Genomic DNA, 25250 nt, shown 5'->3' on the forward strand with positions numbered 1-25250 from the left:
TCCCGGAACAGAGGGCCGGTTGTGACGCCCTGCTGCTCTAGGTAGCCGACCCAACGGCGGAGCCGGAACACCAGGTTGAGGTCCGGTCGGTCATGCCGAGGGATCGTCTGTTCCTCGCCCTTGTGGGTCTTATCCTCGGCGAGCCACACCAGCACCCGGTCGTCGAGGATCGTCACGTCCTCCAGGTCCAAGCCGACGTCCTCGGCGCTGCATCGAGAGCCACCAGAAGGCACAGGAGGTCGAGCGGAACCACGAGGAACTCGACTCGACGCGGACCTGAGCCGTGGGCGCGGGCGGCCGGGCACGCCGGTGACCAGCCGGTCCGCAACTGTGGGATCGACCGGGCCGCGCCCCGGGACGGCCCGGCGGAGACCCCCGTTCTTCCGCGGCACCCTCAGGCGCCGGGGCCCGGGTGGCCGAGGGGCCATCCGGTGTACGCCTCGGCGAGGTAGGCGCGGCCGGCCTCCGACTCGACGACCGTGCGCAGTTCGCCGATCTGACGCAGCCGGTCGAAGTCGCTCGCCCCGGGCTGGACGTGCAGCATGCGCGTCATCCACCAGGAGAAGTGCTGCGCCTTCCAGATGCGCTTGCGGGCGGTGTCGGGGAAGGCGTCGAGCAGGGTCTCGTCCCGCTCGGCGAACAGCGCGCGCAGGGCGTCGGCCAGCAGGACGACATCGGCGACGGCCAGGTTCATGCCCTTGGCGCCGGTGGGCGGCACGGTGTGGGCGGCGTCGCCGACGATGACCACCCGGCCGCGGCGCATCTCGTGGGCGACGAAACTCCGGAAGCGCAGCACGTCGCGCTGGAAGATCGGACCCTCCACGAGGGTCGTGCCGGGGACCCGGGACTGCAGGATGTCCCACAGCTGCGCCTCGGAGTACGCCCCGGGGTCCGCTTCCGGAGGGCACTGGAAGTACATCCGCTGCACGTCGGGGCTGCGCCGGCTGATGAGGGCGAAGCCGTCGGGCGAGTGGCTGTAGATGAGTTCCTCCGCGCTGGGCGGCGCCTCGCACAGGATGCCGAACCAGGCGAAGGGGTACTCCCGGAAGTAGCCGCCGTAGGTACCGGTGACGGCCTCACGGGCCACGCTGCGCGAGCCGTCGGCGCCGACCACGACCTCGGCCTCGATCTCGATCCGGTGACCGTCGGCGTCCTTGGCGATGATCCGCGGCCGGTCGGTCCCGGCGTCCTCGACGCGTTCGGCGGTCACCTGGAAACGCAGGTCCTGGCCGGCGGCGAGGCGGGCGGCGACCAGGTCCTTGAGGACCTCGTGCTGGGGGTAGAGCCACACGGCCCGGCCGACGGAGCCGGTGAAGTCGACGCGGTGCCCCTCGCCCTCGAAGCGCAGCTCGATGCCCTCGTGCTTCTGCCCGACCGTGCCCACCCGGTCGGAGGCGCCGGTCTCGGTGAGGATCTCGACGGTGCCCTGCTCCAGGATGCCGGCCCGGATGGTGGTCTCGATCTCCTCGCGGCTGCGGGAGTCGATGACGACCGACTCGATGCCCTGCAGATCGAGCAGGTGGGACAGGAGCAGGCCGGCGGGGCCTGCGCCGATGACGGCGACGCGAGTGCGTACGGACATGTCGTCTCCTTCGACGGCCGCGGGAATGGCCAGGAGTCTGGCGCCGACCGGAGGACTTGACGACGGGGGTTCCCATTGAACGGGAATCGGGTTCCGGCCGGGCTCAGGGGCGCCGGTCGCCGAGCACCGCAGAGATGCCAGCCGCCGCGGCACGCAGTTCCTTCACCGCGCTCCCGGTGGGCCTGTCACGGGGGAGGACGACCGACAGCGCGGCGATCACCTCGCCACGGCCCTCGCGCACCGGTACGGCCACCCCCGTGGAGACCGCCTCGACCGTCCCCGGGGCCACGACGGCACCGTCGCGGCGGATGCCGGCCAGGAGGCGCCGCAGCCGCGCCGGGTCGGTCACGGTCCCCGGCGACACCGCGTCGAGCGGCCCGGCCAGGATCCGTTCCCGCAGCTGCTCGGGAGCGTGGGCGAGCAGCACCAGACCCGACGAGGAGGCGTGCAGGGGCAGCCGTCCGGCGATCCGGGTGATGTTGGCGCCCGCGTGCGGGTGGGACAGCCGCTCGATGAAGAGCGTCTCGTCGTTCTCCAGCACCGCGAGCTGGGTGTGCTCCCGGACCCGGGCCTGCACGCGTTCCATGAAGGGCAGCGCCGCCTGCCGCAGCCGCAGGGCACGGGAGCCGCGCAGCGCCAGCTCCCACAACCGCATGCCCAGACGCACCCGGTGCTCCTCGTCCCGCTCCAGCAGCCCGCACTCCACCAGTTCGGCCACCATCCGGTGCGCCGTGGACGACGGGAGATCCGCCCGCCGTCCGATCTCGGCGGCCGTCTGCACCGTGCGGTCGGTGCCGAACGTCTCCAGGACACGGACGATCCGCTCGGTGACCGTCTCCCCGGACCGTGAGTTCGCCATCGCACGCCTTTCGCTCCGTGGGCCGCGTGGAGGACCGCCCGGCGGTCGCCCGGCCGGCCCGGGGGCCGCGTCCGCCGTGTCCGGGCGGCTGCCCGCCGCTCGCCCGAAGGCACGCTCCGCCCCACCGGCCTCACCGGAGCACCCTTTCAGGCAGCGTTTCGTCCCGGCAAGGCCGTGTGGCTCCGAGCGCGCGGGCCGGACCGGTACGGGGCCCTCCGGACGGACGGGGCCCTCCGGACGGACGGGGCGGACGCGTCTGACGCGGGCGAGGGGTTCGTGTCGTCGTCCGGAGACCCGCTTCGCTCCGCTCGCTTCCGGCCGATGCCGATTCGCCTCCGTCCGTCGCACGGCTGATGGCCCTCCACGGGATGCGCGTCCGCTCGTGCGGGCGGCGCACGCATCAGTTCGCCGTTCTTCGCGAGCGCGACGGTTTCCCGCCGGCGTGGAGAACGGGCATGCGAGAAGTGACCGGCATGTGCGGGAGGGCAGGGGCGGAGACCGGCACCCGGAAGCCTTCCGCAGCCTCGGGAAGAACCGCAGATCAGAAGGTCGGGTGACCCGCGAGGGCAACGTCGGGTCGGTGCGGGCCCCTTGTGGCGGAGGTGTTGACACTCGTGGCGCGAGGGTCGACCATCGCGTCTACGAATGCCCGACTGAATCGATTCAAGCACTTCGTCCACCGTTCGATGCCGGACGCTGCCCCCTTCCGCCCCGCACAGCGAAAGCAGGAGCCCGCATGAACCGTGTAACGCGCCGAACCGCCCTGCGTTCGGCCATAGCCGTGGCCCTCGCCCCCACCCTGGGTTCCCTCGCCCTTCCCGGGCTCGCCCCGGCGGCGTCCGCCGCGGTGCCCTGGTCCGCGAAGTGGATCTGGGCACCGACCGGTACGGCGAACCAGTGGGTGGCGTTCCGCAGATCGTTCACCCTGGGTTCGGCTCCGGCGAAGGCGGTCACGCGGATCGCCGTGGACTCGAAGTACTGGCTGTGGGTGAACGGCACGCTGGTGGTCTTCGAGGGCGGGCTCAAACGGGGCCCCAACCGTACGGACACCTACTACGACGAGATCGACCTCGCCCCCTACCTGCGCGGCGGCGGCAACACGGTGGTGCTGCTGGTGTGGTACTTCGGCAAGCAGGGCTTCTCGCACCACGGCAGCGGCAAGGGCGGGCTGCTCTTCCAGGCCGACATCACGACCGGCTCCACCACGGCCCGGATCGTCAGCGACGCCGGCTGGAAGCACACCGTCCACCCGGGCTACTCGAACGACACGAGCGGCACCCAGGCCAACTTCCGCCTGCCGGAGTCGAACGTCCACTACGACGCCCGTGACGCCACCGGTATGGCCGGCTGGCGCTCCCCCGGCTTCGACGACAGTTCCTGGAGCGCACCGGCCGAACTCGGAACCGCGGGCGCGGCGCCCTGGAACGCCCTGGTCGTGCGACCGATCCCGCAGTTCCGCCACTCAGCTCTGAAGTCCTACACGAATGCCTCCTCGCTCCCGTCCACGGGTCAGGGGGCGGTGGCCGTCCAGGCCGCTCTGCCCTCCAACCTCCAGGTCACCCCGTACCTGAAGGTGGACGCCCCCGCCGGCGCGGTGATCGATGTCCGGACCGACCACTACGACGACGGCGCGAACCTGACCGGGATCGAACCCGGGACCGGCTACAACGTGCGCGCCACCTACGTCTGCACGGGCGGGGTGCAGGAGTTCGAGTGCCTGGCGTGGATGAGCGGCACCGCGGTCCGCTACACGATCCCCGCAGGGGTCAGGATCCTGGACCTGAAGTACCGCGAGTCCGGTTACGACACCGACTTCGCGGGATCGTTCGCCAGCAGCGACGCCTTCCTCGACACGCTGTGGACCAAGGCGGCCCGCACGATGTACGTCAACATGCGGGACAACTACATGGACTGCCCCACCCGCGAGCGTGCCCAGTGGTGGGGCGACGTGGTGAACCAGCTCAAGGAGGGCTTCTACACCTTCGACACCCGCTCGCACGCCCTGGGCAAGAAGGCCATCGCCCAGCTGACGTCCTGGCAGGAGCAGGGGGGCGTGCTGTACTCACCGATGCCGAGCGTGATCTGGACCAGCGAGCTTCCCCTGCAGATGCTGGCCTCGGTGTGGTCGTTCTGGACGTACTACCTCTACACGGGCGACGCGAGCACCGTCATCGGCGCCTACCCGGCGGTGAGGAAGTACCTGGAACTGTGGAGCCTGGACGGCGACGGTCTCGTCGGCCACCGGAGGGGGGACTGGGACTGGGCGGACTGGGGCGGCAACATCGACGTCCGGGTCCTGGACAACTGCTGGTACCACCTGGCCCTGGGCACCGCCGCCAGGCTCGCCGCCCTCAGCGGGAACACCGCCGACGTGGCGGACTGGGAGGCCCGGCGCGCGAGCATCGGGGCCAACTTCGACCGCGTCCTGTGGAACTCCTCGAAGAACGAGTACCGCTCGCCCGGCTACACCAAGGACACCGACGACCGCGCCAACGCCCTCGCCGTCGTCGCGGGCCTGGCCCCGGCCTCCCGCCACCGGGCGGTCACGGAGGTGCTGCGCACCCATCTCAACGCCAGTCCCTACATGGAGTTCTACGTGCTCGAGGCGCTGTACCTCATGGGCGCGGCCACCGTCGCCGAGGAACGGATGCGCAACCGCTTCGCCGCCCAGGTCGCCGATCCCGTCTGCCACACCCTGTGGGAGCTGTGGACCAAGGCCGACGGCACCGACAACCACGCCTGGAACGGCGGCCCGCTGTACGCCCTGTCCGCCTACGCCGCCGGGATCCGCCCCACGGAACCGGGCTGGAGGACGTACGAGGTGATCCCGCAGACCGGCACCCTCACGAAGATCGACGCTGTGACGCCGACCGGCCGGGGGGACATCCGCTTCGGCATCGTCCGCGACGGAACGAGGGTCACGCTGACGCTCACGTCACCGGGCGGCACGACGGCCCGGGTCGGCGTGCCCACGTACGGCAGCGCGCGGCCCGTCGTCAGGGCGAACGGCACCACCGTCTTCACCGGAGGCGCGCCCGCCGGCGGCGTCGGCGGTCTGAGATACGACGGCAAGGACGCCGCGTACCTGTACTTCGTCGTGGGGCCGGGCAGGTGGACGTTCACCGCCACCGGCGTGGGCCGTCTGGACGACCTGGCCCTGGGACGGCCGGTCACCAGCAACAACAGCCTGGAGAACGGCGACTGGGGCCGCGACAGGATCACCGACGGCACGCTCACCGGCGCGCCCGGCGCCAAGGGCTACACCAGCAACGACTTCCCCTCCGCCGGCATCGGCGCGAACCCCGTCTGGGTGGAGATCGACCTCGGCGCAGACACCGACATCGACGCCGTACGCCTCTTCCCCCGCACCGACACCCCCGCGGCCGGTGGCGGCACGGCGGGCTTCCCGGTCGACTTCACCCTGCAGGCCCGCGCCGACGGCGCCGCCTCCCACACCACCGTCCGCACCGTCACCGGCGAGCCCGACCCGGGCGGCCTCGTCCAGACATACGGGTTCAGGACCACCACCGCCCGTTACCTGCGCCTGCAGGCCACCAGGCTCGGCAAGTCCGCTTCCGACGAGCCCGCCAGGCACCGGCTCCAGCTCGCCGAACTCACCGTCCCGACCGCCGGGACCACCGTCACCGCCAACTACACGCTGGAGAACGGCGACTGGGGCAAGACCCGCCTCCTGGACGGTGTCCTCACCGGCGTGCCCGGTGCCAAGGGCTTCACCAGCATCGACTTCCCCTCCGCAGATGTCGGCGGCACGCCCGTCCGGATCGAGATCGACCTCGGCGCGGACCGGCCCATCGGGTCGGTCAGCCTCTTCCCCCGCACCGACACCCCCGCGGCCGGCGGCGGCACGGCGGGCTTCCCGGTCGACTTCTCGTTCCAGACCCGGGCCGACGGCTCCACGGCCTGGACGACGGTGCGTACCGTCACCGGCCAGGCCGATCCCCGAGGAGCGGCCCAGACCTACAGCCTCGCCTCCGCAACCGGACGTCACCTCCGGCTGAGCGCGACCAGGCTCGGCGCGCCGGCTTCTGACGAGGCCGGCAGGTACCGCCTGCAGTTGGCGGAGATCCGCGTCAGGTGACGTCCGCGCGGCGGCGCGAGAAAGGCCGAAGAGGTGGGGGAGTGATTGTGAATCGATTCAATATCTTGCGGAAGATAGTGGCTCGTCGTATTCACGTCAAGCGTTGGCGCAACCCCCGCGTCCGGCGTTATCCAATCGTGCCGTAAGGCGGGTAATGGGTCGCCTTCTTGCCTCTTCCTGCACTCCAGCGGCATGTTGTGAGGGACGGACGGGTGCGGGATGTCGTCTGCGGATTGATTTCCGTCCGCCCCCTTGACCTGGGTGATGGGCGGGGCTAGCTTCCCGTCAGCTCATTGAAACAATTCATCACAGGTCGGCAGTGCGGACAGCGCCCATGCGCCCGGTTCCTTTCTCGGCGCACACCTTCGGCACACCATGGAGACACGCAATGACGCACCCTGAACCGGAGTCCCCTCCGGTGCTCGCACTGGAGGGGGTGAGCAAGTCCTTCGGTGCCGTGCGCGCGCTTCGCGACGTCAGCCTGCGCCTGTACGCCGGGGAGGCACACGCTCTGGCCGGTGAGAACGGCGCGGGCAAGTCGACCCTGATCAAGATCCTCGCCGGCGTGCACCGCCCCGACACGGGCCGGATCCTGCTGGACGGCGCCCCGGTCGTCCTCCACGGTCCCGCCGACGCCCGGAACGCCGGCGTCGCCGTCATCTACCAGGAGCCCACGCTCTTCCCGGACCTGTCGGTGGCCGAGAACATCTTCGTGGGCCGCCAGCCGACCCGCTCCCTGGGCCGGGTCGATCACCGAGCGGTCGAGCAGGCCGCCGCGGACCTGTTCCGGCGTCTCGGCGTCGCCCTCGACCCCGGGCAGCCGGCCCGCGGCCTGTCCATCGCCGACCAGCAGCTCGTCGAGATCGCCAAGGCGCTCTCCTTCGACGCCCGCGTGCTGATCATGGACGAGCCGACCGCCGCCCTGACCGGCAGCGAGGTCGCCCGCCTGTTCGGCGTCGTACGCGCCCTGCGCGACCAGGGCGCGGCCGTCCTCTTCATCTCCCACCGCCTGGAGGAGATCTTCGAGCTGTGCCGGCGCGTCACCACGCTGCGCGACGGCGCCCTGATCGGCAGCGAGCCCCTGGAGGGACTCACCGAGGACGACCTGGTGCGCCGGATGGTCGGCCGGGACCTGGAGGAGCTCTACCCCAAGCAGACCACGCGGATCGGGGACGTCGCCCTCGGCGTGCGGCGGCTGACCCGCGAGGGCGTCTTCACGGACGTCTCCTTCGAGGTGCGGCACGGTGAGATCGTCGGCCTGGCCGGACTGGTCGGGGCGGGCCGCAGCGAGGTCGCGCGCGCCGTGTTCGGCGTCGACCGCTTCGACGGCGGCGAGGTCGAGGTCCTCGGCAGGAAGCTCAGGCCCGGAGCGCCCAGCGTGGCCATGAGGGCGGGCCTCGCCCTGGTCCCGGAGGACCGCAGGGCCCAGGGACTGGTGATGGACATGTCCATCGAACGCAACATCAACCTGACGGGCTTCGGCGACACCGTCCGCGGCGGACTGATGAGCCGCAGGGCCGAGCGCAGCCGTGCCGTCGACTGGTCCGTCAGGCTCCAGGTGAAGTACGCCCGTCTCGCCGACCTCGTCGGCACCCTGTCCGGCGGCAACCAGCAGAAGGTCGTCCTCGCCAAGTGGCTCGCCACCCGGCCGCAGGTGCTGATCGTGGACGAGCCCACCCGCGGCATCGACGTCGGCACCAAGGCCGAGGTGCACCGGCTGCTGTCGTCGCTGGCCGCGGAGGGGGTCGCGGTCCTGATGATCTCCTCCGACCTGCCCGAGATCCTCGGCATGGCCGACCGCGTGCTCGTCATGCACGAGGGCCGGCTGACCGCGGAACTCACCCGCGCCGAGGCGACCGAGGAAACCGTGATGGCGGCGGCCACCGGCCGGACGGACCGAGGGGGGAAGGCGGCATGAGCGTGACCGCTCCGCCGGTGCGCGAAGAGGCACCGACCGGCCCCGCCGCGGGACGGCGTCTGATCGACAAGGTGTTCAAGGCCCGTGAGCTGGCCGTGGCCGCCGTGCTCGTGCTGATGCTCCTGGCGACGCAGGTGTCCAACTCCGCGTTCCTGTCCGAGCAGGGCGTCAAGGACCTGCTGCTCAACGCCACCATCCTGGTACTGGTGGCCACCGGCCAGGCCGTCGTCGTGATCACCCGCAACGTCGACCTCTCCGTCGGCTCCGTCCTCGGCATCAGCGCCTTCGCCGCCGGCGACCACCTGCAGCACGGCGGCGGCCCGCTGACCGCCGTACTGCTCGCCGTCGCCCTCGGCGCCCTCTTCGGCCTCCTCAACGGTTCCCTGGTCAGCTTCGGCAAGGTCCCGGCACTGGTCGTCACCCTCGGCACCCTGTACGTCGTCCGCGGCATCGACTCCCTCTGGGTCGGCTCCCGGCAGATCACCGCCGACGCCCTGCCCGACGGCTTCGTCGACTTCGGCTCCGGCGGCATCCTGTTCGTCCCCCATCTCGCGCTGCTCGCCGCGGCCGTCCTCCTCGCCGTCGGCTACTACCTGCGCAGTTACCGCAGCGGCCGTGACATGTACGCCCTCGGCTCCAGCCCCGAGGCGGCCGCACTCGCCGGCATCCCCGTCCGCAGGAGGATCATGACGGCGTACGTGCTGTGCGGCGCCCTCGCCGGGCTGGCCGGAGCGCTCTACCTGGCCCGCTTCGGCAACGTCGACTCCGCCACGGGCAGCGGCTACGAACTGACCGTCGTCAGCGCCGTCGTGGTCGGCGGCGTCGCCTTCACCGGAGGCTCCGGCAGCGTCTACGGCGCCGCGCTCGGCGCGCTGCTGCTGACCTCCGTCAACAGCGTCCTGCCCGCCCTCGGCGTCAGCTCCGTCTGGGTCACCGCCATCAACGGGACCCTCCTGCTGCTGGCCATCGCCGTCGACCGGATCCTCGCCCTGCGCGTCGCCTCGGTGCTGCGCAGGCAGGCCGCACAGTTGAGGAGCGCCCGCCATGCCTGACCCCACGACCGCCAAGGCCGCCCCCCTGGCACGGCTGAGCGGCGCGCTCCGCTGGGACACCGTGGTCGGCGCGCTGCTCCTGACCCTGCTGATCTGCTCCTTCTCCTTCATCGACAACTTCGGCAACACGCTGAACCTGTCGTTCCTCATCGGCAACACCCTCCCCATCGCGCTGATCGCCCTGCCGATGACCATGCTGGTCGTCTCCGGCGAGGTCGACCTGTCGGTGGGCTCCACCGCGGGACTCTCCGGCGCGGTGATGGGCGCGCTGTGGAACCAGGGCATGGCGATCGAGACGATCATCGTGCTGTGCGCGCTGCTGGGCGTGGTCTGCGGACTCGTCAACGGCCTGCTGGTCACCCGCCTCGGACTGTCCTCCCTCGCCGTGACCATCGGCACCATGGCCGCCTACCGCGGCATCGCCCAGATCGTCCTGGGCTCCGACTCGGTCACCGACTTCCCGATGCGGTACCTGGACTTCGGCGCCGGCCGCATCGGCGACTCGTTCGTGCCCAAGGCCGCGATCCCCTTCGTCGTCCTGTTCGCGATCGCCGCCGTGCTCCTGCACGCCACGTCCGTCGGCCGCTGCCTGTTCGCCGTCGGCGCGAACGAGGAGGCGGCGCGGTTCGCCGGCATCCGCGTCAAGCGGCTCAAGCTGGCCATGTTCGTCGGCACCGGCGTCCTGTCGTCCCTCACCGGCGTCTTCTGGGTCCTGCACTACGCCAGCGCCCGCTACGACAACGCCCTGGGGCTGGAACTGTCCGTCATCGCCGCCGTGCTGCTGGGCGGCATCGACTTCGACGGCGGCAAGGGCACCCTCGGCGGCGCGATCGCCGGCGTCTTCCTGCTCGGCACGCTGCAGAACGTGATGAGCCTGCAGGACGTCTCCGCGCAGTCGCAGATCGTCGTCACCGGCGTGCTGCTCGTCCTGTCCGTGCTCGCCCCGCGCACCGGCCGGGAGATCGCGCGCTCCAGGGCACGCAGGAAGGCTGCCGCCGCCCCCTCGGCACCACCGACCGTCACCCCCTGACCCCCGCCCCACGCCCCAGTGCCCGCCCTCCCGTACCGAAGGAACCAGGACTCGCCATGTCTCTTGCCCCGTCCGGAGCCCGCCGGCTGACCGCCGCCCTCTCCGTCACCGTCGCCCTGGCCCTCGGCGCCACCGCCTGCGGCGGCACCACCAAGGAGGACGCCGCGAAGGAGGGCGCCGGCAACGCCGCGGCGGGCAAGGCGGACCCGAACGCCGCGACCAGGAAGGGCCTGACCGTCGGCTTCCTGCCGAAGCAGGTCAACAACCCGTACTTCACCATCGCCGACAAGGGCGGGGAGAAGGCCCTGAAGGAACTGGGCTCCGACTACAAGGAGGTCGGCCCCTCCAGCGGCACCGACACCTCCGGCCAGGTCTCCTACGTCAACACCCTCACCCAGCAGCAGGTCGACGCCATCGCGGTCTCCGCACAGGATCCCGGCGCCCTGTGCACCGCCCTCAAGCAGGCCATGACCAACGGCATCAGCGTCGTCACCTACGACTCGGACACCAGGCCCGAGTGCCGCAACGTCTTCGTCTCCCAGGCCTCCGGCGAGGACCTCGGCCGCACCGAGGTGCAGCTGCTCGCCGAACAGATCGGCTACAAGGGCGAGATCGCGATCCTGTCCGCCGCGCAGACCGCGACCAACCAGAACGCCTGGATCGAGTACATGAAGGAGGAGCTGAAGGACCCGAAGTACAAGGACATCGAGCTGGTCGAGATCGCCTACGGGGACGACGACGCCCAGAAGTCCTTCCAGCAGACCCAGGGACTGCTCCAGGAGTACCCGGACCTGAAGGGGATCATCTCCCCGACCACCGTCGGCATCAAGGCCGCCGCCCAGTACCTGTCCGGCTCCAAGTACAAGGGCAAGGTCAAGCTGACCGGCCTCGGCACCCCCAACGACATGCGCAAGTACGTCAAGAACGGCACCGTCGAGGCGTTCGAGCTGTGGGACCCGGCCAAGCTCGGCGAACTCGCCGCGCGCACCGCCGTCGCCCTGGAGTCGGGCCAGATCACCGGCAAGGAGGGCGAGACCTTCAAGGCCGACGCCATGGGCGAATACACCATCGGCAAGGACGGCGTGATCACCCTCGGCAAGCCGACCGTGTTCAACGCCGGGAACATCGACCAGTTCGATTTCTAGACCGGGAAGCACCGATGCGGTGCTTCTGTGTCCCGCCTCGCGGTCAGGCTCGGCCAGGCCCGGTCCGCTCGCAGGGCGACAGGAGGCGCACGCGGTCCACCTGTCGCCCCTCGATCCTGGAGGTCTCTGCCCGATGGTCCCTTCGGTGGGTATCAAGGACGTCGCCCGTGCGGCCGGAGTATCCGTGGGCACGGTCTCCAACGTCATCAACCGTCCGGAGACGGTCGCGGCCGGGACGCGGGCGCGGGTGCTGGCCGCGATCGACCGGCTGGGGTATGTGCGCAGCGAGTCCGCGCGTCAGCTGCGGGCGGGCCGCAGCCGGATCATGGGGCTGCTCGTGCTGGACATGGGCAATCCCTTCTTCGTGGACGTGGCGCGGGGTGCCGAGCGGGCGGCGCGGGAGGCGGGGCTGGGAGTGATGGTGTGCAACAGCGCGCAGAGTGCGGCGGAGGAGGCGGAGTATCTTGCGCTCTTCGCCGAGCAGCGGGTGCGGGGGGTGCTGCTGACCCCGGCCGACGCCACCGGCCGCAACATCGAGGGGTTCCGGCGGCACGGTATTCCCTTCGTGCTGGTGGACCGGGTCGCCGAGGGGGCCGCCGAGTGCTCGGTCTCGGTGGACGACGTGGCGGGGGGTGCGCTGGCGGTGCGGCATCTGCTGGACGCCGGGCACCGCTGTCTGGCCTATGTCAGTGGTCCGCCGGGTCTGCATCAGGTCCGTGACCGGCGTACGGGGGCGTTGGGTGCGCTGGTGGAGGCGGGGCTGGGGGCGGGAGCGCTGCGGGAGCTGCCCACCGAGCGTCTGGACGTGGCCGCGGGGCGTGACGCGGGTGCGCGTCTGCTGGGTCTGGCCGACCGGCCCACCGCGGTCTTCTGTGCCAACGACCTGCTGGCGCTGGGGCTGTTGCAGGCCATGTACGCGGCGGGTGTCCGGGTGCCGGAGGATCTGGCCATCGTGGGGTACGACGACATCGAGTTCGCCGCCGCGGCGGCCGTCCCGCTCACCTCGGTCCGCCAGCCCGCCGTCACCATGGGCGCACTCGCCGCCGAACTCCTGCTGGAGGACACCGAGTCGCAGGACCGAGGGCAGACCCATGACCACCGGCAGGTCGTGCTCCAGCCCGAACTGGTCGTCAGGCGTTCCAGCCTGCCCGGGCACTGAGGAGTTCCCTCCGCCCGGAACGGTGATCACGGCTGTCTCCGGTCACCGTGAAGACCACCTCGCCGAAGGCGTCAGCCCGGCACCGTGCGGGCCGGCAGGGACCTCACGTCTCAGGCCGGCCCGCGGGACCGGGTCCAGGACCTGCGCCGGCCGCACCGCATTGTCCGACTGCGGCCGGACGGGCGTGCGGCCGGGCCGACGGAAGGGGGCTTCCGGAATAGCTACTTTGACATACCTATAGTCCTATAGGTAGATTCTCGGTCATGCCCGAGAACAGTCCGTCCGCGCAGGACATCGACCATGTGGCCGCAGGGCTCGTGGCGTGTCTGCCGGCGCTGTCCCGGGCTCTGGACCGGCGGGTCGGTCAGGACTTCCCGTACCCCAAGCCCCCCGAGGCCCAGCTCGCACTGCTCCGGCACGTGCACACCCACGACGGGACCACCGTGCGTGCGGCGGCGGACGCGCTGCTCATGAAGCCGAACAACGTCAGCGCCCTGGTGACCCAGCTCACCGAGCAGGGACTGCTGGAGCGACGGCCCGACCCCGCCGACAAGCGGGTCGTGCATCTGCACCTCACGCCGACCGCACGGCAGCGGCTGACCGAGGCCGAGCGCGTGATGGCCGCCCAGATCGCCCGCGCGCTGCGCGCGATGACCGACGGTGAGCGTGCGGCGCTCGGCTCGGCGCTGGGCGCGCTCTCGGCGCTCGGCCGGCACCTCCACGACCGCGACTGACCCCGGACCCTCCGACAGGCCGGGGTCCTGTTACGGCGGGGCCGGAAGAGCCCCTCCGTACCCTTTCCGCGCTCCGCCCCTCCAGGGGGCGGCAGCCGTTTCCCCCCTCCGCGCGGAGGGGGAGCCGCCGCTGTGCCGCTGCTCCTTCCCGCCCGTGACCCCCACCCCCGAAACGTGAAAGAGGACCGGCACACCCATGCCTTCCGCCATCTCCGACCCCTCCACCGCGCGCACCCACGCCCCGCCCGCCGAGCGGCCGGGCGGCCGGCGCGCGAACCCCTGGCTGACGCTGATCGCCGTCGCCTTCGGGCTGTTCATGGTCGGCCTCGACGGCTCCGTCGTCTCCATCGCCAACCCGGAGATCGGCCGGGACCTGAACGCCTCCACCACCGATCTCCAGTGGGTCACCAACGCCTACCTGCTGGCCCTGGCCGCCGCGCTCATCCTCGGCGGCAAGCTCGGCGACCGGTTCGGACGCCGCACCTTCTACCTGATCGGCGTCGCGGGCTTCACCGTCGCGTCCGTCGCCATCGGCCTCGCCGGATCCATCGAGGGCGTCATCGCCTTCCGCGCGGTACAGGGATTCTTCGGTGCGCTGCTGATGCCCAACACCCTCGGCATGCTGCGGGCCGTCTTCCCGCCGAAGAAGTTCGGCATGGCGGTCGGCATCTGGGCCATGGTCTCCTCGGTCTCCACCGCGCTGGGCCCCATCGTCGGCGGACTGCTCGTGCAGCACGTCAACTGGGAGTCCGTCTTCTACATCAACGCCCCGATCGGCGTCCTGGCCCTGGTCTTCAGCACGATCGTGCTGCCGCAGACCAGGAGCGGCGGCGCGGCGGACGAGAAGTTCGACCTGCCCGGGGTCATCCTGCTGGCGCTCGGTCTGCTCGCCGTCGTCTTCGGCGTCGTCAAGGGCGAGACCTGGGGCTGGACCTCGGGCGGCACCCTCGGCGCCATCGGGGCCGGCCTGGTGATCCTGCTCGCCTTCGGCTTCCACGAGACGCGGGTGGCGGCCCCGCTGCTGCCCATGCGCCTGTTCCGCAACCCGGCACTCACCATCGGCACGGTCATCACCGCGCTGAACTTCTTCGTACTGCTCGGCGTGATCTTCTTCGTCATGCTCTACCTCCAGAACGTGCGCGGCTTCACGCCCGTGGAGGCCGGCGTGCGCACGCTGCCGCTGAGCCTGGCCTCGGTCCTCGCCTCCCCGCTCGGCGCGGCGCTCACCGACCGGTTCGGGCCGCGGCTCACCATGCCGCTCGGCATGGCCCTCCAGGGCGTCGCCTGCTTCGCCATGCTCGGCTGGAGCGTCGACTCGTCGTACGCCACGATGTGGCCGCCGTTCATCGCGCTCGGCCTGGGCGTGGGCATGGTGATGTCGTCCTCCTCCGACGCCATCGTCGGCAACGCGCCCGTCAAGGACGGCGGCGTGGCGGGCGGCCTGCAGGCGACCGCCCTGCAGATCGGCGGCGCCCTCGGCACGTCCGTGCTCGTCTCGCTCATCAGCAGCCGCGTCGGTTCCACTCTCACCGGCGAACTGACCTCCGCCGGTGCGCCCGCCCAGGCCGCCGCCGGTCTGAGCGAGGCCAAGGACGCCGTGGCGATGGGCGTCGCACCCGTCTCCGACGCGATGCCCGCCCAGCTCAAGGCCGCCGTCATCGACGGCAGCCACCAGGCGTTCATGAACGGCGTGCACACCGCCGCCCTGGTCGCCGGAGTGCTGTGCGTCCTCGGCGCCGTGACGGCCGCCGCCGGTGTGCGCCGCAGGCCCGACACGGCCGGCCACTGACGCCGGAGGCGATCCGTCACCGACGCGCGCAGACCCCGGGGCCCGGCCGGACCGAGCGGGACCTCCGTGAGAACGGGGGTTCCCGCACCGGCCGGACCCGGGGCCTCGCCCGTACCACGAACGGGAATCCGGCGGCACGAGGAGCGCCCCTGCGGCCAGCGCTCCGGTAGGTATGCGCCTCGCCGTGAACGGGAGCGTACGAACGATCACCAGGGCGCCAACTCCCCGTGCGTGGAGTCGAGTCCAAGGCGGAAGCACCCGGCCCGCGCGGGCCGGGTGCTTCCGCCTTCCGCGTCAGCCGGGTGTGAACCGCACCGGTGTCCCGGCCGGCGCCTGGGCCGCCGCCGCGAGGGCGGATTCGGCGACGACGGCGATCACCGGGTAGCCGCCGGTCGTCGGATGGTCGTGGAGGAACACCACGGGACGCCCGTCCGGCGGGACCTGGACCGCGCCCAGCACCATGCCCTCGCTGGGCAGTTCGGCCGTCGACGCGTGTGCGAGCGCGGGCCCCTCGGTGCGCAGGCCGACGCGGTTGCTGTGCGGGGAGACGCGGTACGCCGCCGAGGTGAAGGTGCGCAGCGCGGCCGGGGTGAACCGGTCGGCCCGGGGGCCGGGGCTGACCGGGAGGACCAGCTCGGCGGGCGGTCCCGGCCAGGGAACGGCGACCGCCGGCGCCGCCCGCCCCGCCGGGGCGCCCAGCGGAAGGACGTCCCCGTCGCGCAGGGGTTTTGGGCCGAGCCCGGAGAGCAGGTCGGTGGAGCGGCTGCCGAGGACCGGCTCGACGGCGATGCCTCCGGCGACCGCGACGTACGTGCGCACACCCGCACTCACCGCCCCCACGTCCAGGACGGCACCCGCGGGCACCCGCACGGGGGCGCCCCAGGGCGCCGGACGCCCGTCCACCGTCACCGGGCACGGCGCGCCGCCGGCCACCACGGTGACGGCGCGGTCGGGCCGCAGGGCGCAGCCGGTCAGGGTGGTCTCCAGGACGGCGGCACCGGGATCGTTGCCGAGCAGGCGGTTGGCGAGCCGCATCGCCCCCGCGTCCAGGGCGCCGGAGCGGGGGACGCCCAGGTGGGCGTGGCCGCGCCGGCCCGCGTCCTGCACCGTGGTGAGGGCACCGGCCCGCACCGTCGTCAGCGCGCCGCTCACACCCCACCGTCCGTACCGTCCGCCGGGACGAAACGCACCCGGGTGCCCGGGGTGAGGAGCGCCGCCGGCTCCCGCGCGGGGTCCCACAGACGGCCTGGGTCCGGCATGCTGCCGATCAGCCGCCAGCCGCCCGGGGTGGAGCGCGGATAGACGGCGCTGTAGGGGCCGGCCACCGCGACCGCCCCGGCCGGGACCCGCGTGCGGGGCGTGGCGCGGCGAGGCACGTGCAGATGCGGCGGGAGCCCGGTGAGATAGCCGAAGCCCGGCGCGAAACCGCAGAACGCGACGCGGTGCACGAAGGAGGAGTGGAGCCCGGCGACCTCCCCGGGCGCCACCCGCCACAGGGCCGCCACCTCCGCGAGGTCCGGCCCGTCGTAGCGCACGGCGATGTCCACGGCCTCCCCGTCGTCCGCCTCCCCGGGCGTGACCTCCCAGCCGGCGAGCAGACGGGCCAGCGCGTCCGGGTCCCGCACCCCGTCCAGGAGCACGGTCCGCGCCCCCGGCACGATCTCCTCGACCGGCGGCAGCGCCCCGGCCGCGCGCCGCCGCAGCAGCTCGGCGTGGAAGGCCGCGGTGTGCTCGGCGTCGGGCAGCTCGACGAGGAGGGCGTGCCGCCCGGCGGGGCGGACCGTCGGGAGCGGGGCCGGGCTCATGCGAACGCCCCGACCCCGACCCCCGCCGTCTCCAGCGCCTCACGCACCCGCGCCGCGGTCCGGGCCGCGCCCGGGGTGTCGCCGTGCACGCACAGGGAACGGGCGGCGACCGCGACCGTCGTACCGTCCACCGCCTCGACCGCGCCGTCCACCGCGAACGCCACCGCGCGCCGTACGACCGCGTCCCCGTCCGTCACCACCGAGCCCGGCTCGCGGCGCGGGACGAGGGTGCCCTCGGGGGTGTAGGCGCGGTCGGCGAAGGCCTCCGGCACGGCGGCGAGACCGGCCTCCCGCGCGGCGGCCAGGAGCCGCGACCCGGGCAGGCCCAGCACCGGCAGGCCCCCGCCCGCGAGCCGCACGCCCGCCACCACGGCACCGGCCTGCCCGGCGTCGTGGACGGTGCGGTTGTAGAGCGCGCCGTGCGGCTTCACATAGGCCACCCGGGCCCCGGCCGCCTCCGCGAAGACCCTGAGCGCGCCGATCTGGTAGGCCACCTCGGCCGCGAGCTCACCGGCGGGCACGTCCATCGCCCGCCGCCCGAAACCGGCCAGGTCCCGGTAGGACACCTGGGCGCCGATGCGCACCCCGCGCTCGGCGGCGAGGTCGCAGACGCGCCGCATCACGGAAGGGTCGCCGGCGTGGAAACCGCAGGCGACGTTGGCACTGGTGACGACGGAGAGCAGGGCGTCGTCGTCGGTGAGGGTCCAGCGGCCGAAACCTTCACCGAGGTCCGCGTTGAGGTCGATCACCTTCTTCACCTCCCGAACGTAAGGGATCATCGAGCGGTCCGACAAGGTTTCCCCGGCACGGCCGGAATGCGCCACAACGACGGACAGTTGAAATCGAAAACACGATGACGACGGGAAGTGCCTCTCCGTGAGCAATGCCGAGAAGAACCCCGGGGAAGTCCGCTGCGCGGCGGCGGACGACGCCGAGCGGCCGGACGCGCCGCGGGTCGAGGTGCTCACCCCGCGCGACGTGCCGCTGGGCGGCCCCCGCGCCATGACGGTCCGGCGCACGCTGCCGCAGCGCACCCGGTCCATGATCGGAGCCTGGTGCTTCGCCGACCACTACGGCCCCGACGACGTCACCCTCACCGGGGGCATGGACGTCGCCCCGCACCCGCACACCGGACTGCAGACGGTGAGCTGGCTGTTCAGCGGCGAGATCGAGCACCGGGACAGCCTCGGCACCCACGCCCTGGTACGCCCCGGCGAGCTGAACCTCATGACCGGCGGGCACGGCATCAGCCACTCGGAGGTCTCCACCCCGCGGACCACGGTCCTGCACGGCGTACAGCTGTGGGTGGCCCTCCCGGACGAACACCGGCACACCGCGAGCGACTTCCGGCACCACGTGCCCGAGCCCGTACGGACCGACGGCGCCGAGACCAGGGTCTTCCTGGGCCGGCTGGCCGGCTCCGTCTCACCCGTGCCGACCTTCACCCCCCTCCTCGGCGCGGAGATCACCCTCGCCCCGCACGCCTCGCTCACCCTGACCGTGGACCCCCGCTTCGAACACGGCCTCCTCGTGGACCGCGGGGACGTCCGCCTGGCCGGCACCCTGCTGCGCCCGGCGGAACTGGGCTGCACACGCCCCGGCGCCGGCACCCTGACGCTCCGCAACGAGTCCGACGGGCCGGCACGCGCGGTGCTGCTCGGCGGGACCCCGTTCGACGAGGAGATCGTCATGTGGTGGAACTTCGTCTGCCGGACGCACGAGGAGATCGCGCGGGCCCGCGAGGACTGGGCGAAGGGGGACCGCTTCGGCGAGGTGCACGGCTACGACGGCGCCCCCCTGCCCGCGCCCGAACTGCCGAACACACCCCTGAAGCCACGGCGAAACCCACGCTGAACCGCGGAAACACGAGCCCGGACAGGGCGTCCTGCCCGGTCGGCGAGGCCTTTGCCGGCCGTGGACGGAGACGGGCGCCGGAGACGGGGGACGCCTCGGCGAAGGACCCGTACCGGCTCGGTGGAGCCGGCTTCCCGGTGCGCCGCCACAAGAGCGGCCGACCGCTCGGCCTTGTCGTCCCTCACCGCAACGGACACCCCCCCGGGGCCAGGGAGTGCAGAGGCGGGAGACGGCCGCCCACGACGAACTCGGCGCCCGCGGCACCGCCGGAGCGCGGCGACGCCGGCGGCACGACGGCGTCGGCCACCCCCCACGGCTCGGTGAAGCGGCCCGTGGCCAGGTCCGGCATCCCGGTCACGACACTGTCCCTGCCGCCGCGCTTCCTTCGGACGCGCCCTCCGCGTACCTGCGAAAGCCTTTCGTAACCGAGGGATTTCCCTTCCTTGTCCCGGTCGTGAAATCCGTGCCAGTCTCCCGGTTCATCAGGCGGACCGCCCGCACCGAGCGCTTCCGAAAGCCTTTCGTGCCGCCCGGTCGCCGGCCTGGCGCACGGACAGAGCAATCCGAACAGAAGAGAGACTGAACATGCACGGGTTCCCGGGACTTGGCAGCAGAGAAAACCGCCCGGCGAAGGCACGGCGCGTGAGCGTCCCCGTGGTCGCCGCCGCGGCGGCGCTGAGCCTCACCGCGTGCGGATCGTCCGGCCCCTCCACGACCGCCTCGGGAGAGGGCCTGACGATGTGGGCGCTGACGGACCAGACGATCCTCAAGGAGTCCGTGGACGCCTACAACAAGGACCACCCGGACGAGAAGATCACCCTGCGGCTGTTCGCCAACGACGACTACAAGCAGAAGCTGCGCGTCGCCTTCGGCGCGAACCAGGCCCCCGACCTCTTCTTCAACTGGGGCGGCGGCGCCCTGAACGACTACGTCGAGGCCGGCAAGGTCGACCCCGTCGACGACAGCCAGGTCAACCTGCTGCGCTTCATGCCGAGCGTGCTGAAGAGCGCGGAGTTCCAGGGCAAGGTCTACGGCGTCCCGGCCAACGGACTCGCCCCGGTCGTCCTCTTCTACAACAAGAAGGTCCTCGCGGACGCCGGCGTCCAGCCGCCGAAGACCTACGACGAGCTGCTCACCGCCGTGAAGAAGCTCAAGGACGCCGAGGTCACCCCGATATCCCTCGCCGCGAACTCCAAGTGGCCGACGCTGATGCACCTGGAGTACCTCCTGGACCGCGAGGGCGGCTCCGAGGTGTTCCACAGGATCGCCTCCGGGGACACGGCGGCCTGGAAGGACCCGGCGGTCACCGAGGCCAACTCCCGCCTCCGGGAACTCGCCGAGGCCGGCGCCTTCGGCGACAACGCCTCCTCCGTCAACTACGACCAGGGCGCCTCCACGGCCCTGCTCTACACCGGCAAGGCCGGCATGGAGCTGATGGGCACCTGGGAGTACGCCAACATGGTCAAGGCGGCACCGGACTTCGTGAAGAAGGACCTCGGCTACCTCCCCTTCCCGGCACTGCCCGGCGGCGCGGGCGACCCGAAGAACATCGTCGGCAACCCGTCGAACTTCCTGTCGCTGAACTCGGCGAGCAAGAACAAGGACGCGGCGCTGACGTATCTGAAGGACTACGTCATGAACGAGGACCAGATCGGCGCCTACCTCGCCGCCGGCAGCGTGCCCCCCGTCACCAGGCTGGACTCCCGGCTGGCGGAGGTGAAGTCGGCCGACGACAGGAAGTGGCTGGCCTTCGTCCACGGCCTGGTGTCGGAAGCCCCGAACTTCCAGCTCTCCTGGGACCAGGACCTGCCCTCGGACCAGGCGGACCCGCTGCTGACCAACGTGGACAAGTCGTTCCTGGGGCAGATCGAGCCCGAGCGGTTCGGCGTGAACATGAGCGAGGCGGCGAAGTAATGGCGTCGGTCGCGCGTACGCCGTCCCCGGCCGCGCCCCGCACGGCGCGGCCGGGCACGGCCCGTGGCGGGCGGCGCGGCGTCGGCGGCCTGCTGATGGCCGCGCCCGCCCTGGTCCTGTTCGGCCTGTTCGGCCTGGTCCCGCTCGGCGGTGTGCTGGTGCTCAGCCTCACCGACTGGGACGGCCTGGGCGCCGTCGGCTGGAACGGGCTCGGCAACTGGAGCGCCGTCCTGACCGACACCGCCACCTGGCAGGCGCTGTGGCTCACCGTCAAGGTGATGCTGGTCAGCTGGGTGGTCCAGACACCGCTGGCGCTGGCGCTCGGCCTCTTCCAGGCCCCCCGCGGCCGGACACGCGCCTTCCTCGCCGTGCTGTGGTTCCTCCCGCTCCTGCTGTCCGCGGTGGCGATCGGCCTGACCTGGCAGGCCCTGCTCGACCCGTCCTTCGGCATCGGCTCCACCCCCGGACTCCACTGGCTGGCCCGGCCGCTGCTCGGCTCGCCCGACCTGGCCCTCTACACGGTGATCTTCGTGATCGCCTGGCAGTTCGTGCCGTTCCACGCCCTGCTGTACCAGGCCGGCGTCCGGCAGATCCCCGTCTCCCTGTACGAGGCCGCCGCCATCGACGGCGCCGGGCCGCTGACCCGTCTGCTGCGGATCACGCTGCCGCAGCTGAAGTACACCTTCGTCACGTCGAGCACGCTCATGCTGGTGGGCTCGCTGACCTACTTCGACCTGATCTTCGTCCTGTCCGGCGGCACCGGCGGGCCGGGTGACGCGACCCGCGTACTGCCCCTGGCCATGTACATCACCGGCTTCCAGGCGCACGACATGGGCCGGGCCAGCGCGCTCGCCACGCTCCTGGTGGTGTTCGGCCTCGGACTGTCGCTGCTCACCACCCGCCTGTCCGGCTTCACCCGGATGGAAAGCCAGCAGGAGGGCCTGTGAGCACCACCCTGACCAAGACACGCGGCGCACACGGGCCGCAGCACGCCACCCGGACCCCGGTGCGGTCCGCCGCCGCACGCCCGCGACGCGCCCGCACCCCCCTGCGCCGCGCGCTCTCCGGCGCCGCCGCCCTGCTGTGGACCGCGGTCGTCCTCGTCCCCGTGTACTGGCTGGTCGTGACCAGCCTGCGCACCCGCACCGACTTCACCACCGACAGCCCGCTGGCCCCGCCCGGCCACCCGACCCTGGAGAACTACCGGACCGTCCTCGACGGCGACTTCACCACCTACCTGCTCAACAGCGCCGTCGTCACCGCCGGGGCCGTCGCGCTCACCGTGGCCACCGCCCTGATGGCCGCCTTCAGCATCGTCCGGTACTCCACCCCCTGGTCCCGCCTGTCCTTCCGGCTGTACCTGCTGGGCCTGGCCATCCCGCTGCAGGCGGTCATCATCCCGGTCTACCTGCTGATCATCCGCATGCAGATGTACGACAGCCTGCTCGCGATCGTGCTGCCCTCGGCGGCGTTCGCGCTGCCGGTCACGGTGATGATCCTCGTCAGCTTCCTGCGGGACATCCCCCGCTCGCTGTTCGAGGCGATGATCGTCGACGGCGCCGGCGACTGGCGCATGCTGTTCTCGCTCGTCGCGCCGATGGCCCGCCCCGCCCTGATGACGGTCGCCGTCTACGACGGCCTCCAGGTGTGGAACGGCTTCCTGTTCCCGCTGATCCTCACCCAGAGCGGCGACAAGGCCGTGCTGCCGCTCGCCCTGACCCTCTTCCGCGGCCAGTTCGGCATCGACGTGCCCGCGACCATGGCCGCGGTGGTGCTGTCCACCCTTCCCATGCTGGTGGTGTTCGTCCTGGCCAGGCGGCAGCTGGTCGCCGGACTGACCGCCGGATTCTCCAAGTAACGCATCCCGGAGGAAACGGCCGGGCCGTCCGCCCGGCCGGCCCCGGCATGCCCAGAAACGCCCACGAGGAGCACTTGCATGAGCACCACCACGCCGGAACACGACGCGCCGCACCGCGAACACCCCGGGCGGACGGCGGACGACCGGCCCTGGGCCGACCCCACGCTGCCGACGGCCGAACGAGTCGAGGCACTGCTCGCCCGCCTCACTCTCGAGGAGAAGGCCGCCCAGCTCAGCAGCGGCTGGGAGGACGTCGAGCCCGCCGGCCCCGAGGTCGCCCCCGGCACCAGTCTCTTCGCCCCGGCCGGCCCGCTCACCGAGACCGCCCGCCACGGCCTGGGCCAGCTCACCCGCCCCTACGGCACCGTGCCCCGCCCCGCCCTGGAGCACTCCCGCCTCCTGGCGGAACGCCAGCGGCAGATCATGGCGCAGAGCCGCTTCGGCATCCCGGCCATGGCACACGACGAGTGCCTGACCGGCTTCACCGCCTACGGCGCCACCATCTACCCCACCTCCCTCGCCATGGCCGCCACCTTCGACCCGGACCTGATCCGCCGGGTCGGCGCGGCCATCGGCGCCGACATGGCCGAGGCCGGCGTCCACCAGGGCCTCGCCCCGGTCGTCGACGTCGTCCGCGACTACCGCTGGGGCCGCTGCGAGGAGACCTACGGCGAGGACCCGTACCTGGTCGGCGAGATGGGCGAGGCCTACGTCCTCGGCCTGCAGAGCGCCGGGGTGCACGCCACGCTCAAGCACTTCGCCGGGTACTCCGTCTCCATGGGCGGCCGCAACCACGCGCCCGCCCGCATCGGACGCCGCGAACTGGCCGACGTCGTCCTCCCGCCCTTCGAGCGGATCGTCGCCGCCGGCGTGGGATCCGTCATGAACTCCTACGCCGAGATCGACGGTGAGGCCCCCGCCGCCAGCCGGTGGCTGCTGACGACCGTCCTGCGCGAACAGTGGGGCTTCGAGGGCACCGTCGTCTCCGACTACTGGTCCCTGCCCTTCCTCGTGAACGCCCACCGGGTGGCGGCCGACCTCCCCGGCGCCGGGGCGCTCGCCCTCGCGGCGGGGATGGACGTCGAACTGCCGGACCAGCGCGGCTTCGGCGCCGCCCTGGTCGAGGCCGTACGACGCGGGGACGCCGACGAGGCCGACGTCGACCGGGCGGTGCGCCGGGTACTGCGGCAGAAGATCGAACTGGGGCTCCTCGACCCGGACTGGGACCCGGAACCCACCGCGCTGCGCGCCGGCGGACTCGACCTGGACAAGCCGGCGAGCCGCGCCCTCGCACACGCCGTCGCACAGTCCAGTGCCGTCCTGCTGGCGAACGACGGCACCCTGCCCCTGCCGTCCACGGGACGGATCGCGCTGATCGGCCCCTGCGCCGACGACGTACGCACGATGTTCGGCTGCTACAGCTTCCCCAACCACGTCCTCTCCGACCGCGACGACCTCGGCGACGGCGTCGACGCCGTGTCCCTGCGCGCGGCGCTCGCCACCGAACTCCCCGGGGTGGACTGGGTGTACGCGCAGGGCTGCCCGGTCCGGGAGGAGGACCGCTCCGGCATCGGGGCCGCGGTCGGGGCGAGTGCCGCGGCCGACCTCACCGTCCTGGTCGTCGGCGACCGGCCCGGCATGTTCGGCATCGGCACCTCCGGCGAGGGGTGCGACGTCGAGGACCTGCGCCTGCCCGGCGTCCAGGAGGAACTCGTCGAGGCCGTGCTCGCCGCCGGGAAGCCGGTCGTCCTGGTCGTCAACAGCGGCCGCCCGTACGCGGTGGGACGGTTCGCGCCGGACGCCGCGGCCCTCGTGCAGGTCTTCCTGCCCGGCGAGGAAGGCGGCCGCGCCGTCGCCGAACTCCTCTCCGGCGCCGCCAACTTCAGCGGCAGACTGCCCGTCCAGATCCCGAACTCGCCCGCCGGGCAGCCGTACACCTATCTGCACCCGCCGCTCGGCGACCGGCAGAGCTTCCTGTCCAACCTCGACCCCACACCCGCCTTCCCCTTCGGACACGGCCTGGCGTACACCACGTTCGCGGTCGAAGGGCTGGAGACCGACCGCCGCCGGACCACCACGGACGGCGCCTTCACGGCCTCGGTGCGGGTGCGCAACACCGGGCCGCTCCCCGGCGCGGAGACGGTCCAGCTGTACTTCACCGACCCGCTCGCCCAGGTCACCCGGCCGGTACGGGCACTGCTGGGGTTCGCCAAGGTGCACCTGGAGCCCGGCGAGGAGGTGACCGTGGCCTTCGACGTCCACACCGACCGCCTCGCCTTCACGGGCCTGGACGGCCGGCGGATCGTCGAGCCCGGCGACATCCTCCTGCACGCCGGCTCCTCCAGCGCCGACACCCCGGCCGAGGCGGTGGTGACCCTGGTGGGAGGGGTGCGTGACGCGTCGGTCCTGCGGCACCACGCGGTGCCGGTGACGGTCACGCGCGGCTGAACGG

19 protein-coding genes are annotated in these 25250 nt (G+C 72.2%); 13 read left to right on the forward strand and 6 right to left on the reverse strand.

What is annotated here, in order from left to right; translation table 11 throughout:
* Positions 1 to 394 precede the first annotated feature (394 nt).
* Together ACFYOJ_RS01120 and ACFYOJ_RS01125 are read right to left on the reverse strand one after the other, a co-directional pair.
* On the reverse strand, positions 395 to 1582 hold the full coding sequence (locus ACFYOJ_RS01120; protein ID WP_356552279.1) for a 4-hydroxybenzoate 3-monooxygenase: 1188 nt from the start codon (positions 1580 to 1582) through the stop codon (positions 395 to 397).
* Between the two features lie 103 nt (positions 1583 to 1685).
* Positions 1686 to 2441, reverse strand: coding sequence for an IclR family transcriptional regulator (locus ACFYOJ_RS01125; RefSeq protein WP_356552281.1), 756 nt, complete (start codon positions 2439 to 2441; stop codon positions 1686 to 1688).
* 736 nt (positions 2442 to 3177) lie between these two features.
* On the opposite strand from ACFYOJ_RS01125, the gene ACFYOJ_RS01130 reads away from it, so the two are divergent.
* From ACFYOJ_RS01130 to ACFYOJ_RS01165, 8 genes are all read left to right on the forward strand, one after another.
* Positions 3178 to 6540, forward strand: a complete 3363-nt coding sequence (locus ACFYOJ_RS01130) for a discoidin domain-containing protein (RefSeq protein WP_356552283.1) — start codon at positions 3178 to 3180, stop codon at positions 6538 to 6540.
* A 388-nt stretch (positions 6541 to 6928) separates the two neighbouring features.
* On the forward strand, positions 6929 to 8458 hold the full coding sequence (locus ACFYOJ_RS01135) for a sugar ABC transporter ATP-binding protein (RefSeq protein WP_356552285.1): 1530 nt from the start codon (positions 6929 to 6931) through the stop codon (positions 8456 to 8458).
* The gene (locus ACFYOJ_RS01140) at positions 8455 to 9510 is read left to right on the forward strand and encodes an ABC transporter permease (RefSeq protein WP_356552287.1); all 1056 of its coding nucleotides are present in this window, start codon (positions 8455 to 8457) and stop codon (positions 9508 to 9510) included. The genes ACFYOJ_RS01135 and ACFYOJ_RS01140 overlap by 4 nt, the downstream gene beginning before the upstream one ends.
* Positions 9503 to 10540 carry an ABC transporter permease gene (locus ACFYOJ_RS01145; RefSeq protein ID WP_356552289.1) on the forward strand — a complete coding sequence of 346 codons (1038 nt, stop codon included), beginning with the start codon at positions 9503 to 9505 and terminating at the stop codon, positions 10538 to 10540. The genes ACFYOJ_RS01140 and ACFYOJ_RS01145 overlap by 8 nt, the downstream gene beginning before the upstream one ends.
* 56 nt (positions 10541 to 10596) lie before the next feature.
* The gene (rhaS, locus tag ACFYOJ_RS01150) at positions 10597 to 11685 is read left to right on the forward strand and encodes a rhamnose ABC transporter substrate-binding protein (protein WP_356552291.1); all 1089 of its coding nucleotides are present in this window, start codon (positions 10597 to 10599) and stop codon (positions 11683 to 11685) included.
* Between the two features lie 133 nt (positions 11686 to 11818).
* Positions 11819 to 12844: a LacI family DNA-binding transcriptional regulator gene (locus ACFYOJ_RS01155; protein ID WP_356552293.1), complete on the forward strand. Its 1026-nt coding sequence runs from the start codon at positions 11819 to 11821 to the stop codon at positions 12842 to 12844.
* 263 nt (positions 12845 to 13107) lie between these two features.
* Positions 13108 to 13578, forward strand: a complete 471-nt coding sequence (locus tag ACFYOJ_RS01160; RefSeq protein ID WP_356552294.1) for a MarR family transcriptional regulator — start codon at positions 13108 to 13110, stop codon at positions 13576 to 13578.
* Positions 13579 to 13774: 196 nt separating this feature from the next.
* Positions 13775 to 15367 carry an MFS transporter gene (locus ACFYOJ_RS01165; RefSeq protein ID WP_356552296.1) on the forward strand — a complete coding sequence of 531 codons (1593 nt, stop codon included), beginning with the start codon at positions 13775 to 13777 and terminating at the stop codon, positions 15365 to 15367.
* A 294-nt stretch (positions 15368 to 15661) separates the two neighbouring features.
* Here ACFYOJ_RS01165 and ACFYOJ_RS01170 read toward each other — a convergent pair whose 3' ends face one another.
* Genes ACFYOJ_RS01170 through ACFYOJ_RS01180 form a run of 3 tightly spaced genes read right to left on the reverse strand, consistent with a single transcriptional unit; the run spans position 15662 to position 17921 of the window.
* A complete protein-coding gene (locus tag ACFYOJ_RS01170; RefSeq protein WP_356552298.1) occupies positions 15662 to 16519 on the reverse strand; it encodes a biotin-dependent carboxyltransferase family protein in 858 nt (285 codons plus the stop codon).
* A complete protein-coding gene (locus tag ACFYOJ_RS01175; protein ID WP_356552300.1) occupies positions 16516 to 17172 on the reverse strand; it encodes an allophanate hydrolase subunit 1 in 657 nt (218 codons plus the stop codon). The genes ACFYOJ_RS01170 and ACFYOJ_RS01175 overlap by 4 nt, the downstream gene beginning before the upstream one ends.
* Positions 17169 to 17921: a 5-oxoprolinase subunit PxpA gene (locus ACFYOJ_RS01180; protein WP_356552565.1), complete on the reverse strand. Its 753-nt coding sequence runs from the start codon at positions 17919 to 17921 to the stop codon at positions 17169 to 17171. Before ACFYOJ_RS01180 ends, ACFYOJ_RS01175 begins: the two co-directional genes overlap by 4 nt.
* A gap of 127 nt (positions 17922 to 18048) precedes the next feature.
* On the opposite strand from ACFYOJ_RS01180, the gene ACFYOJ_RS01185 reads away from it, so the two are divergent.
* Positions 18049 to 19026 carry a pirin family protein gene (locus ACFYOJ_RS01185; protein WP_356552302.1) on the forward strand — a complete coding sequence of 326 codons (978 nt, stop codon included), beginning with the start codon at positions 18049 to 18051 and terminating at the stop codon, positions 19024 to 19026.
* A 181-nt stretch (positions 19027 to 19207) separates the two neighbouring features.
* Here ACFYOJ_RS01185 and ACFYOJ_RS01190 read toward each other — a convergent pair whose 3' ends face one another.
* Entirely contained in the window at positions 19208 to 19384 is a 177-nt protein-coding gene (locus ACFYOJ_RS01190; protein ID WP_356552304.1) for a hypothetical protein, read from the reverse strand.
* Positions 19385 to 19668: 284 nt separating this feature from the next.
* Here ACFYOJ_RS01190 and ACFYOJ_RS01195 point away from each other — a divergent pair, with 284 nt between their 5' ends.
* The 4 genes from ACFYOJ_RS01195 (at position 19669) to ACFYOJ_RS01210 (ending at position 25246) form a co-directional block, all read left to right on the forward strand.
* Positions 19669 to 20940: an extracellular solute-binding protein gene (locus ACFYOJ_RS01195; protein WP_356552306.1), complete on the forward strand. Its 1272-nt coding sequence runs from the start codon at positions 19669 to 19671 to the stop codon at positions 20938 to 20940.
* Between the two features lie 95 nt (positions 20941 to 21035).
* Positions 21036 to 21887 (forward strand): sugar ABC transporter permease, encoded by an 852-nt coding sequence (locus tag ACFYOJ_RS01200; protein WP_356552566.1) that lies wholly within the window; start codon positions 21036 to 21038, stop codon positions 21885 to 21887.
* Positions 21884 to 22798, forward strand: a complete 915-nt coding sequence (locus ACFYOJ_RS01205) for a carbohydrate ABC transporter permease (protein WP_356552308.1) — start codon at positions 21884 to 21886, stop codon at positions 22796 to 22798. Before ACFYOJ_RS01200 ends, ACFYOJ_RS01205 begins: the two co-directional genes overlap by 4 nt.
* A 78-nt stretch (positions 22799 to 22876) precedes the next feature.
* Positions 22877 to 25246 carry a glycoside hydrolase family 3 N-terminal domain-containing protein gene (locus ACFYOJ_RS01210; RefSeq protein ID WP_356552310.1) on the forward strand — a complete coding sequence of 790 codons (2370 nt, stop codon included), beginning with the start codon at positions 22877 to 22879 and terminating at the stop codon, positions 25244 to 25246.
* Positions 25247 to 25250 lie beyond the last annotated feature (4 nt).

This window comes from Streptomyces sp. NPDC006384 (genome assembly GCF_042870695.1).
Taxonomy (GTDB): domain Bacteria; phylum Actinomycetota; class Actinomycetes; order Streptomycetales; family Streptomycetaceae; genus Streptomyces.

Bases quoted from the DNA above. Each gene is read 5' to 3' on its own strand.
- ACFYOJ_RS01120 (WP_356552279.1), bottom strand. From the start codon at position 1,582: ATGTCCGTACGCACTCGCGTCGCCGTCATCGGCGCAGGCCCCGCCGGC.
- ACFYOJ_RS01125 (WP_356552281.1), bottom strand. From the start codon at position 2,441: ATGGCGAACTCACGGTCCGGGGAGACGGTCACCGAGCGGATCGTCCGT.
- ACFYOJ_RS01130 (WP_356552283.1), top strand. From the start codon at position 3,178: ATGAACCGTGTAACGCGCCGAACCGCCCTGCGTTCGGCCATAGCCGTG.
- ACFYOJ_RS01135 (WP_356552285.1), top strand. From the start codon at position 6,929: ATGACGCACCCTGAACCGGAGTCCCCTCCGGTGCTCGCACTGGAGGGG.
- ACFYOJ_RS01140 (WP_356552287.1), top strand. From the start codon at position 8,455: ATGAGCGTGACCGCTCCGCCGGTGCGCGAAGAGGCACCGACCGGCCCC.
- ACFYOJ_RS01145 (WP_356552289.1), top strand. From the start codon at position 9,503: ATGCCTGACCCCACGACCGCCAAGGCCGCCCCCCTGGCACGGCTGAGC.
- rhaS (WP_356552291.1), top strand. From the start codon at position 10,597: ATGTCTCTTGCCCCGTCCGGAGCCCGCCGGCTGACCGCCGCCCTCTCC.
- ACFYOJ_RS01155 (WP_356552293.1), top strand. From the start codon at position 11,819: ATGGTCCCTTCGGTGGGTATCAAGGACGTCGCCCGTGCGGCCGGAGTA.
- ACFYOJ_RS01160 (WP_356552294.1), top strand. From the start codon at position 13,108: ATGCCCGAGAACAGTCCGTCCGCGCAGGACATCGACCATGTGGCCGCA.
- ACFYOJ_RS01165 (WP_356552296.1), top strand. From the start codon at position 13,775: ATGCCTTCCGCCATCTCCGACCCCTCCACCGCGCGCACCCACGCCCCG.
- ACFYOJ_RS01175 (WP_356552300.1), bottom strand. From the start codon at position 17,172: ATGAGCCCGGCCCCGCTCCCGACGGTCCGCCCCGCCGGGCGGCACGCC.
- ACFYOJ_RS01200 (WP_356552566.1), top strand. From the start codon at position 21,036: ATGGCCGCGCCCGCCCTGGTCCTGTTCGGCCTGTTCGGCCTGGTCCCG.
- ACFYOJ_RS01210 (WP_356552310.1), top strand. From the start codon at position 22,877: ATGAGCACCACCACGCCGGAACACGACGCGCCGCACCGCGAACACCCC.